This is a genomic window from Sphingobacterium sp. T2, from assembly GCF_000814685.1.
In the GTDB taxonomy this organism is placed as follows: domain Bacteria; phylum Bacteroidota; class Bacteroidia; order Sphingobacteriales; family Sphingobacteriaceae; genus Sphingobacterium; species Sphingobacterium thermophilum.
In genome coordinates this window covers 1-3,620 of record NZ_JXAC01000046.1, presented here as the reverse complement: position 1 = coordinate 3,620, position 3,620 = coordinate 1, and the positions used below count along the sequence as shown (strand labels likewise).

Here is a 3,620-nt window from a genome sequence, read left to right as displayed (position 1 = left end):
TGCGGGAACGTAGTAGAACCTTCGGTATAGGCTATGGATGCATCTTGGCCAGATTATGATATCCAGCTTTATTTTGGTCGAGAAATACGACCTGATAGCCATTGTCTTTTCGGTTTTTATCTTTACGGTCGTCGCAGATATAGAACTCACATCCCACGATTGGTTTAATAATCTGGCCTTTTGGTTCATCACCGGCGGCAATAGCTTCCTGATTTTTGGCTTCCACATCTTTGTTGTGCGCCAACACTTTGCTGACGAAATGGAAAGCTCCCATCATATTGCCATGGTCTGTCAGTGCCACTGCCGGCATGTTGTGTTTTGCCGCTGCAGAAACCAAATCTCCTATGGAGATGGTGGATTGCAGTACCGAAAACTGCGAGTGGTTATGAAGATGAGCGAAGGCAGCATTGGCCAGCGCCTCTTTTGTTGCAGCATCTACAGTGACTGTGGTTGTAGCCCCTTTATCTTTGTTGCGCAGTGCCTCCGAGGCAGCCTTAAGGTTGATATGGGTAAGGCCTACTGGCGCAATCTCCGTAGGGTTGTGCTGTCTGAATTCTACGAAATATCCGCTGTCTACCTGCAGCTCTTCGGCGGTAAACACCTCACGACGTACTAGCTCGAAAAAGCAGCGTGTGGTAGCTTCGACGTCGGCTGTAGCGTTGTGAGCTTCGGCGAAAGGAACGCCGAAAAGATAGGAGTGTAGCTCGGTAAGGTTAGGCAGCTTGTAGCGGCCACCACGACCTCCCGGAAGTTTAAGCAGCTCGGCTGTCACTTCGGTACAGGTGTCAAGCACCGGCATGTTGGACATGGGCGACTCCACACCATAGCGGTAAAATTCACAGCCCATGATGTTGATATCGAAGCCTATGTTTTGACCTACAACAAATTTGGCCTTTCGTAGTGCTTCATTGAATTTGACCAACACTTCCGGTAGGGGAACGCCTTGTTCGGTAGCCAACTCCGTAGAGATACCGTGAACTTTTTCAGAATCAAAAGGAATGTTGAAGCCATCAGGTTTGATAAGGTAATCCTGATGTTCTATCAATCTACCCATTTCATCGTGCAATTGCCAAGCAATCTGAATACATCGCGGCCAATTGTCCGTATCAGTAATCGGTGCATCCCAACGCTTTGGCAACCCCGTAGTTTCGGTATCGAAAATTATATACATATCTGATCTCTCTTTCTTCCTCGCTTTATCAAACAAAATTAACGAAACTAAGCAGCATTTTATAAGTATAAATGCAATGCGCTAATAGTGTTCTAGTTATACAAAATAATAAAAAAGGACAACATTTTCTGTCGTCCTTCGCTCATATTTTGGTTGTATGGTATTAATCCAAGATTACCACCTCCACACGTCGGTTTTTCTGTCTACCTTCCGGCGTTTTGTTGTCGGCAATAGGTTTGTTTGGTCCATAGCCTTTGGTAGTGATGCGAGAGGCACTGACACCTCCATCTTCTAGGTATTTCTTCACTGAAGCGGCACGTTTTTCTGACAGCCAGATATTATATTTTTCTTCTCCCGTGGAATCTGTATGTCCATCCACCACGGATTTTTTTATTGTCTTTTTTGAGAATTTTAATCAGTTTATCGAGTTCGGCTTTTGCCTCTTGTGTAAGGTACGACGAGTTGGTAGGGAACAGTACATCGGAAGACAGGGAGAATTTGATGCCCTCTTCCGTACGTGTGGCGTTGTCGAATTCGGATTTCACATTTTTGAGTCCATCATCCGTACCGTCTGTAGACACTACCGCTCCCGGTAAGATAGTAAGTTGCTGCTGTTTACAGCTTTGTAAGCTTATTATTCCGATAAGAAATGCAAATAAATATGTTTTTTTCATAATCATATTCACTCTAATGAGTTACTAATATAGGCCAATATTTTAATTTTTGTGCAGTTATTTTGTATTTATTGTTTCCCGAGCTTTCTGGAGTTCGGGAATTTTGTCGTATAGATTCCATATCAAACCTGACTGAGCGTTTTCTATGGCTATGGCTACGGCAGCCTGGTTGAAGGACATGTATTCGTCGGAGGCATCATTATTACGAAGGTCGAGCCATGCCCTGAAACCATATTCAGTGAAAAGAATATGACCGTATTGTCTGTATAGCGTAAGAATAGACCTGTTGCCGAGGTATTCGTCTACCATTATTGCCGAAGAAGCTATTGCCGGATTGATGCGGAAACTTCTGTTGAGGGTATCTCTATGTTGATAAAAACCCCAGATATCGCTATTTGCTGCACCGACACCTACTTCGTTATCTCTACGCTTGGTGTAAAGGACGTAGTTAGTCAGAGTTTGTTTCCAGTTGGTCAGGGTGTCATGAAGTCTTTCCGGTTTTACGGTCAAGAAAGGACGATAGATATTCATGACACTCTTATTGTAGATGCCGAAAGGAAGTTTCAGACCAAAGATGGTGGTGTCTATATCGCTCTGCTCTGCCGTGATGCTATCCAAGAATACCAAGGTCTGTTCGTTCGTATCTTGGGTCAAGCTGTCGGTTATTGGTGCTTGTTGCAGCTCAGGGTGCTCTATTTGAGGTGTTAGCGGGTCATAGATGGCATTATATAATAAGTCTTGTGAGATGCTGTTTTTGGGGCTCCCCATAGCCAACAGGTAGATGTTGATAGCTTCGTCAAATCCTACAAGACCTTGGTTGGCTAGATCAGGATTTTCCAGCATCGACAGCTTCTTTTGCAGGTAGCGGCTGTCGGGCGTGAGACACTCCTGCCAATTTATACGGTTATAAAGCTGTGTAATCCTGTTGCGCAGATCTTTCTCGTTGTCGTTGTCACTATTGAAAAATTCGCGTGCCACCAGTAGAGCTTCGACAATTTCTGCTGTGGCCTGTACGTCGTATATAGCATCTTCCTGAATATATTCGGGAAGTCCTCTGCGGCCATCGTAATAGGCCGGAAGAATGCCATGTTTATTTTGTGAACGCAGCAGGAAGAAGACAATCTTCGAGATGCGGTTTAAGGCTGTCTGACGAGAGACGAATTCATTATGTACGCCCACAAGCAGGGATAAGATAGCACCTGCCGTCTCTCTGGTGGATACGATGACTTTATGTTTGGAGCGGTAAGGGAGGTGCATTCCCGTGTTCACGTCGAAATTCTCCACGAAGTAATTTACGTGGGCCAGCTGTACGAGTTTGATGATGCTGGAGTCCCCTAGAGGTTTAGCTTCTACTTCTTTCACCGAAGAGAATGGAGATTCTTTGTAGTTATAGTCCATCCATGTGATTTTGTAGTAATATTTTTGTCCCATTTGTGGTACGATGTCGAAGCAGGACTGCATATGTATTGGACGTATACTTACAGGATTAAAGTTTTTGCCGTCTGTAGAGCGATAAATCTTGATAAAACGTATGCTTGGCGTTAAAGGCAACTGCCATTTGAGGTGTACTGTCTTATCGTAACTTTTGGCATCACTCAACATTGCTGGTGAGCGTAGAGGAATTTCCGAATACCGTTTCGGCAAAAATTCTATCTGATCGAGATAAATATGATGGTAGCCTTTGCTCTTTTTAGGTTGTGACAGGCTTATCCCGTAATTTGGTATAAWTTCTTTATTCTTAATTCTTAAAATTTTTTATCGGGAATCTTTATCTG

The 3,620-nt window shown here is 43.9% G+C and carries 3 protein-coding genes and 1 pseudogene; all 4 read right to left on the bottom strand.

Annotated features, from left to right (window positions below):
* Positions 1 to 1,171: pseudogene (locus SD31_RS04120) on the bottom strand (PHP domain-containing protein); the annotation flags it as partial.
* 163 nt (positions 1,172 to 1,334) lie between these two features.
* Positions 1,335 to 1,550 carry an OmpA family protein gene (locus SD31_RS18335; RefSeq protein ID WP_231561154.1) on the bottom strand — a complete coding sequence of 72 codons (216 nt, stop codon included), beginning with the start codon at positions 1,548 to 1,550 and terminating at the stop codon, positions 1,335 to 1,337.
* The gene (locus SD31_RS04115; protein ID WP_231561153.1) at positions 1,510 to 1,845 is read right to left on the bottom strand and encodes a hypothetical protein; all 336 of its coding nucleotides are present in this window, start codon (positions 1,843 to 1,845) and stop codon (positions 1,510 to 1,512) included. The genes SD31_RS18335 and SD31_RS04115 overlap by 41 nt, the downstream gene beginning before the upstream one ends.
* 57 nt (positions 1,846 to 1,902) lie before the next feature.
* A complete protein-coding gene (locus tag SD31_RS04110; RefSeq protein ID WP_156138192.1) occupies positions 1,903 to 3,489 on the bottom strand; it encodes a glucoamylase family protein in 1,587 nt (528 codons plus the stop codon).
* Between the last annotated feature and the right edge of the window lie 131 nt (positions 3,490 to 3,620).